Origin of the sequence: Motilibacter deserti (assembly GCF_011250635.1) — a bacterium.
In the GTDB taxonomy this organism is placed as follows: domain Bacteria; phylum Actinomycetota; class Actinomycetes; order Motilibacterales; family Motilibacteraceae; genus Motilibacter_A; species Motilibacter_A deserti.
This window is the reverse complement of record NZ_JAANNP010000109.1, coordinates 1-5,811: the sequence shown is the minus strand read 5'-3', so window position 1 is coordinate 5,811 and position 5,811 is coordinate 1. Positions and strand designations below refer to the sequence as shown.

6 protein-coding genes and 1 pseudogene are annotated in these 5,811 nt (G+C 74.3%); all 7 read right to left on the bottom strand.

The genetic code is table 11. The features are described 5' to 3' along the window. Window positions 1–822: pseudogene (locus G9H71_RS20695) on the bottom strand (hypothetical protein); the annotation flags it as partial. A gap of 80 nt (window positions 823–902) precedes the next feature. Beyond that, window positions 903–1,109: a hypothetical protein gene (locus G9H71_RS20690; RefSeq protein ID WP_166284673.1), complete on the bottom strand. Its 207-nt coding sequence runs from the start codon at window positions 1,107–1,109 to the stop codon at window positions 903–905. 11 nt (window positions 1,110–1,120) lie between these two features. Beyond that, complete coding sequence (locus tag G9H71_RS20685) at window positions 1,121–1,741, bottom strand: DUF4913 domain-containing protein (RefSeq protein WP_166284672.1); 621 nt, start codon at window positions 1,739–1,741, stop codon at window positions 1,121–1,123. Continuing rightward, entirely contained in the window at window positions 1,738–3,576 is a 1,839-nt protein-coding gene (locus tag G9H71_RS20680; protein WP_166284671.1) for a type IV secretory system conjugative DNA transfer family protein, read from the bottom strand. The genes G9H71_RS20685 and G9H71_RS20680 overlap by 4 nt, the downstream gene beginning before the upstream one ends. After that, window positions 3,576–3,725: a hypothetical protein gene (locus G9H71_RS23165; protein WP_196792332.1), complete on the bottom strand. Its 150-nt coding sequence runs from the start codon at window positions 3,723–3,725 to the stop codon at window positions 3,576–3,578. Before G9H71_RS23165 ends, G9H71_RS20680 begins: the two co-directional genes overlap by 1 nt. Before the next feature lie 55 nt (window positions 3,726–3,780). Next, window positions 3,781–5,388, bottom strand: coding sequence for a hypothetical protein (locus tag G9H71_RS20675; RefSeq protein ID WP_196792331.1), 1,608 nt, complete (start codon window positions 5,386–5,388; stop codon window positions 3,781–3,783). 24 nt (window positions 5,389–5,412) lie between these two features. Beyond that, the coding region (locus tag G9H71_RS20670) for an SCO6880 family protein (RefSeq protein ID WP_231135195.1) at window positions 5,413–5,811 on the bottom strand (399 nt) is incomplete at its 5' end.

The following is a 5,811-nucleotide window of genomic DNA, read 5'->3' as shown; positions in this document are numbered from 1 at the left end:
GACGTCGGGGGCGAGCTGGTCCAGGCGCTGCTCGGCTTGCGCCATGAATGGGCGGGCGGCCTCGAGGGGAAGCGTCGTGCGGGCGTGGTCCCACACGCTGAGCGCGGTGGCGACTGTCGCGTTGGGCAGCTCCGCGGCGCGGGAGCGCAGCGCCTGCAGGGCCTGCTGATCGACCGGACGCGGGGCCGGCGGCGGTGCGTCCGGCGCTGGCCCGGTGGCGGCTGGGGCCGTGGTCGGCGCGTCGGTCACGTGCGGGAAGCGCGCCGTCTGCCGGTCGGCGTCGGCCAGCAGCACGACGCCGCCGGTGGCCTGGTCGGGCGCGAGCCCGGCGGGCCGGGTGACGGGGTCGGCGACGCGGACAGGCGGGGCGTCGAAGTAGGGAGCGACGCGGGTCATCGCGTCGACCGGGTGGGTGCCCTGGGCGCGGAGCCGGTCGTAGCGCTCCATCACGTCCGGGCGCAGCTCGCGCAGCCGGTCCTCGGCCAGGGTGGTTGCGCGCTCGGCCTCGGGGTCCGGGCTCCAGGCCTGCGCCGCGGCCCAGGCCCGCCCGGCGTCGAGGACGGTCGTGCCGCCGTAGCCGGCGGGGTCGAGCAGGGGCGCCCAGGCGGCCTGCGCGGCGCCGCGCCGCGCTTCCAGGTCGGCCCGGATCGCGTTGGCCTCGGCCTGGTCCCGCTCGGCCTTGAGAGCGGCGCGGCGGGCGGCGACCTGCGCGGCGGTCTCGGCCGCCATAGCGACCACGCTGACGAGCTGGACGACCCTGGTGCCGGCGGCCGCGACGGGCTCCTCCGCCGCCGGTTGCATCTCGAGGTGACTAGTGGACATGGGCGCTCTCCCAACGGGCGAGGGACGATCGGCATGAGCGGGTGAAGCGGGGGGCCGCCCGGCCGGTGGCCGGGCGCCGGTCAGAAGCCGCAGCGGTTGCGGCGGGCGAAGGCCAGCCACCACGCGAAGGCCAAGGCGCAGAACGCCATGACGAGCAGGGCGAGGGCGAACAGCACGTCGGCGGCCGTGTCCGGTGTCGGGCCGCCAGTCGGCGGCACGGCGGGGGAGAGGGTCACGAACGTGTAGTCGCCGGGCGCGAGCGCCGGCGACACGGGTTGCGCGCCCACTGGCTCGGCTTTCACGAGCCGGTCCCGGCCGAGGTGGCCATCGGCGCCCAGTGCCCGGCCGGGGCCAGGACCGAGGGAAGCGGCGGCGGCGGGTTGTGGCCGGAGCCGCCGCAGGCCGAGAACGGCCCGGCCGCGCTGAGCAGGATCGGCAGATGGTGGTCGACCAGCGCGAGGAAGATCGGGCCACCGTTCTCCGGCTGCCGGCGGGAGGTCTCGAACGTGCGCCAGAGCCCCTCGAGCCGGAGCACGGCCTCCGGGTGGTCCCACCAGCGGTCGCACCACAGGGCGTTGCCGCCCAGGGTGCGGGCGAAGGCGAGCACGAAGAACTCGTTGACGAACTCTTCGACGTCGCGGTAGTAGGTCTCCCACTCGTCGCCGGGCTTGACCGGCGGCTGAGCGGGCAGCGCCGGGCGTTCCGCCGCAGCACCCGGGCGGGCGTTGCCGAGCGCCGCGTTGACCAGCTCGTCGAGGTCGTCTACCTGGGTCTGCAGGTGGAACAGCCACCCGCCGGCCTCGCTCAGGCTGCTCACGACCGGGCCGGCCTCGACGGCTTCGCCCAGCGGGGCCGGCTCGTCGACCCCGCCCGCCGGCTCCACGTCGCCCAGCCCGTCCAGAGGCTCTAGGTCGCTCATGCCGCCGCTCCTTGGGCGGCGGCCTCGATCTGGGCCTCGGCTGCCTTCTGCGCCGCGCCGATCTCGTTTTTGCGCGGTCCCTCGAAGAACGGCAGCGAGCGCACCAGCGCCGGCCTGGCGCCGGTCGAGAAGACGATCGTGCGCCACTTGGGCAGCGCCGAGATGTCGGACGCAGGAAGGATGCGCCGCGTCTGCACCGAGCGGGAGCGGTTGGACTTCCCGTCGCCTCGGCTGACCGACACCGAGGTGTAGTCGTAGTCCCCGACGAGCTTGGACAGGTCCTCGGCGAACGTGGGGTCCTGGATGCCGGAGCCGATCACCTTCAACGTGGCGGCGCCCCAGAGCGCCTTCATCCCGGTCTCGCCCCACACCCCGACGCCCTGGGCGTAGGACTGGAGCACCGTGAGCACGACGATCCCGCGCGACCCGAGGTGGGAGTAGAGCTGCGGCAGGTCCCCGATCCGGCAGATGTTGGCGGCCTCGTCGAGCATCACGAGCATGGGCGCGTCCAGACGCCCACCGCGGCGCCGCTCGGCCGCCGCGACGGCCTCGCGGAGCACCCGGTCGGTCAGCGCGGCCACCAGCGGGGCGGCCGAGCCGCCGCCGTCCTTGCTCAGCAGGTAGAGCGTCTGGCGAGACGTGGGGAACGCCGTGGCGTCGAACTCCTCGATGCTGTCGGCGTTCGCGCTGGTCGGCGGGGTGACCCACGCGGTGATCTCGGGGTTGCGCAGGCAGGCCAGCGCGGAGCGGGCGTTGAAGAAGACGCCGGAGCGGGTCTCCTCGGCCATCGTGCGCGTGCCGTCCAGGGAGGAGGCGATGGCGTCCCAGCCGGCCTGGCGCAGCAGCTGCGCGGGGAGGGGGCTGTTCTCCTGGGTGACCCACTTGTAGACGTCGGCGAGCGTGCCGCCGGACACGGCGGCCGCGAGCAGCAGGGACGCGACGAGCTCAGCGCCGGACTGCTTCCAGATGTCGTCCTTGGTGTCTGTGCCGGTGACGTTGATGAAGTGGGCGGCCAGCCGCTCGGCCTCTTCCACCGTGGTGACCGCGCGCAGCGGGTCCCACCACCAGGTCTGCGGGACGCGGGCGATCTGCTGGGGGTCGAACGTCCACACGCGCTCGCCGGTGTCCTTGGCGCGTAGCGCGGCGGTGGCGGCCCAGCCGTCGGACTTGTTCGAGGTCTGCACCACGGCGCCGGGCGCCTCGAGCGTGAGCGGGATCGAGAACACCGTCGTCTTGCCCGAGCGGGGCGCCATGAACAGAAGGACGACGTCCTCCCACGAGCCCTGCAGCCGGCGGCCAACGCGCGCGAGCCGTCCGAGGGTGAACCCGACCTGTGCGGGCGTGAGGTTCTTGGGCTTGATCCCGGCCAGCGACGGGCGTAGCGACGCGGCCCGCTTCGCCAGCTCGGGCTGGGTCAGGTGCTTGACGTCCTCGACGGTGGCCATGAGCCGGCCCGGGTCGGGCGCCCGCCGCGAGGCCTTGGTGAACGAGCGGACGAGCAGGAGCAGCGGCACGGCGATCGCGGCCAGGACGGCCACGGCGACGCCGACGAGCTGGCGGAGGTCGGTGCCCGCCCACACGCCCTTGCCCGTCAGGTAGGTGTCGGAGTGGCGGGCGAAGTCGATCGCGAGCAGCGGCGAGAACGGCCCGGGCTGCCAGGCCCAGCCGTGGCCGCCGGAGTGCGCGGCCCACGCGCCGGTGAGCCCTGCGGAGACCCACAGGGAGACCGACGCGCCGAAGACGAGGGCGAAGCCGCCGAGCAGCATGAAGATGCCGCCCTCGCCGCCGCCGGCACCGCGCGGAGAGATGGTCGGGGTGGGCCGGGCCGTCGCCATCAGGCCACCGCCCCGGCGCGCTCGGCCTCGACCTTTGTCAGGTCGAGCGTGGGCGCCAGCCCGGCGCCGCCCGGCTTGGTCAGGTCCCACCGCTTGTTGGTGTTGTGGACCGCGCTGCGCCGCTCGGCGCGGGTGAGGTGCAGCTGCACCGGGATACCGGGCCGCTGGCCGACCTTGATGAGCAGCTTCCCGCGGCCGGGCGGCTCACTGCCCGGCTTGGCGTCCCCGCCGCTCTCCTCGCCGCCTTCCCTCTCCTCGGCGCTCTGAGCCGGCCCCTCGCCCTCGTCCCAGCCGCGCGGCGTCGACCACGAGGTGACGGTCTCGACCTCGGCCTGGGTGAAGCCGACCACCTCGGCCAGCTCCTTGAGCTCGGCCGGCGGCAGCCCGGCGACGACGACGATCCCAGCCCGCTCGACCAGGCCCTTGGCCTTGGCAATGTCCGCCGGGTCCTGCATGGACTTCAGGTCTGCCATCGAGTGCGAGCAGTACGCCTGCCCGACGCCCTCCTGGCGGTTGAGCCGGGAGACGGAGTCGACGCGGTCGACCATCCCGGCGCCCGAGCGCAGCACCCGCCACAGCTCGTCCATGACCACGAAGTAGCGGCGCTGGGGGGGCGAGGCCGGCGTCGGCCAGCTCGTTGGCGGCCTCGACGGCGCCAAACCCCTCGTTCCAGCAGGCGAGCAGCACGGCGGCCTGCAGCGCGGTGTCGTTGGCGCTGATCCCGGACACGTCGACGCAGACGGCGGTGGAGTCCAGCCGGATGCGCTCGGTGGTGGGGCGGGCGAACACCGACCCGAGCGGACCTTCGATCAGGGCCAGCAGGGACTTCTGCAGCGGCTCGACGGCGAGCCGGTAGCGGTCGACGTTGCCACGGTCGAGCGTCGGGAGCCGGACCGTCTCCGGCCCTTCCTCGAGCACCGCGACCAGGTCGGAGAGCAGCGGCGCCTCGGACGTGCCCTCGTAGGCGGCGGCGTCGGCGCGGCGCTCGGCCAGCAGCCGCAGCGCGGCGGACAGCACGGTCCGCTCGGTGTCGGTGGTGGAGGACTGGCGGGCGAGCAGGATCAGCGCGTCGACCATGTTGAGCCGGCGGCCGTGGGCCTCCTCGCGCAGCCGGTCCGCGCGCCGGTGCATCCCGGCGGCCTGCAGGAGGTCGGCGGCCTCGTCGAGCGCGCCGGCGTCGAGGACGTTGAGCGAGCCGAGGCCGCGCCCGAGGCGGACGACCTGCCCGCCGAGCTCGCGCACGAGGTCGGCGTAGTCGGGCTTGAGGTCGCCCAGCACGAGCGGGGTGACGCCTTGCGCGGCGAGGCCGAGGACCTGGCGGCGGATGAGCGTTGACTTGCCGAGGCCGGGCAGGCCGAGCACGAACATGGAGGGGTTGGAGATGAGCTTGGCGCGCTGGAACCAGTTGATCGGGTCGCAGCACACTGTCGCCCCGGTCGAGAGCGACGGGCCGATCGGGACTCCGACCATCGGCGTGGACGCGCCGACGACGAACGGGTAGAGCCCGCACGCTTGCACGGTCGTGCCGCGCCACTCGGGGGGAGCTTCCACGTAGGACGCGCGGCCCAGCCCGCGGCCGGCGAACCCGCGCGCGGTCAGCCGCGGACGCTTGGCCAGGCTCGCCGGGGCGGCCTTCGGGGCCTTGTTCACCTGCTTGGCGGCCTTGCGCAGCTGGCGCTTGCTCGTCGCCTTCGCAGTGGCGGTGATGCCGGTGGAATCGCGACGGGAGGCCCGCCGGTGGCGGCGCCCGCCGCCGATGCGGGCCGACACCACGGCGTCGGCCTCTTCCAGCGATGTGAGCTTCTTCGACATGCGTTCCCCTGTTCCTGGAAGGGCTTAGAGGCCGTTGCGGAAGACGTCGGGCATCGCGACGTGCTTGGCCAGCACGACGCCGACGCCGAGGGCAGCGGCGAACGCGCTGTCCTGGGAGCCGAAGCAGCGGCGCAGTTGCAGCCGGGAGGAGGCGCCGAGCTGGTCGACGATCTCCGCTGCCTGACCGAGCCGCTTGGGGTCGGACATCGTGACGGTGACCATTACGGACTGGCGCACGAGCCCGGCGCCGGCGGCCTGCTCCTCGGCGGTCTGCCGGGTCGCGCGGATCGCCGCCGTCTCGCCCGCTGCGGCCTGCCCGCGGCGGGCCGTGGCGAGGGTGTTCGCCGTGCGGACGTCGGCGTCGGCGATGGCGGCCGCCTCGTAGGCGGCGTAGGGGCGGTAGACCACCGTGACGCGCTTGCG

Coding starts and splice junctions, on each gene's coding strand:
- G9H71_RS20685 (WP_166284672.1), bottom strand. CDS start 1,741: ATGAGCGACCTAGAGCCTCTGGACGGGCTGGGCGACGTGGAGCCGGCG.
- G9H71_RS20680 (WP_166284671.1), bottom strand. CDS start 3,576: ATGGCGACGGCCCGGCCCACCCCGACCATCTCTCCGCGCGGTGCCGGC.
- G9H71_RS20675 (WP_196792331.1), bottom strand. CDS start 5,388: ATGTCGAAGAAGCTCACATCGCTGGAAGAGGCCGACGCCGTGGTGTCG.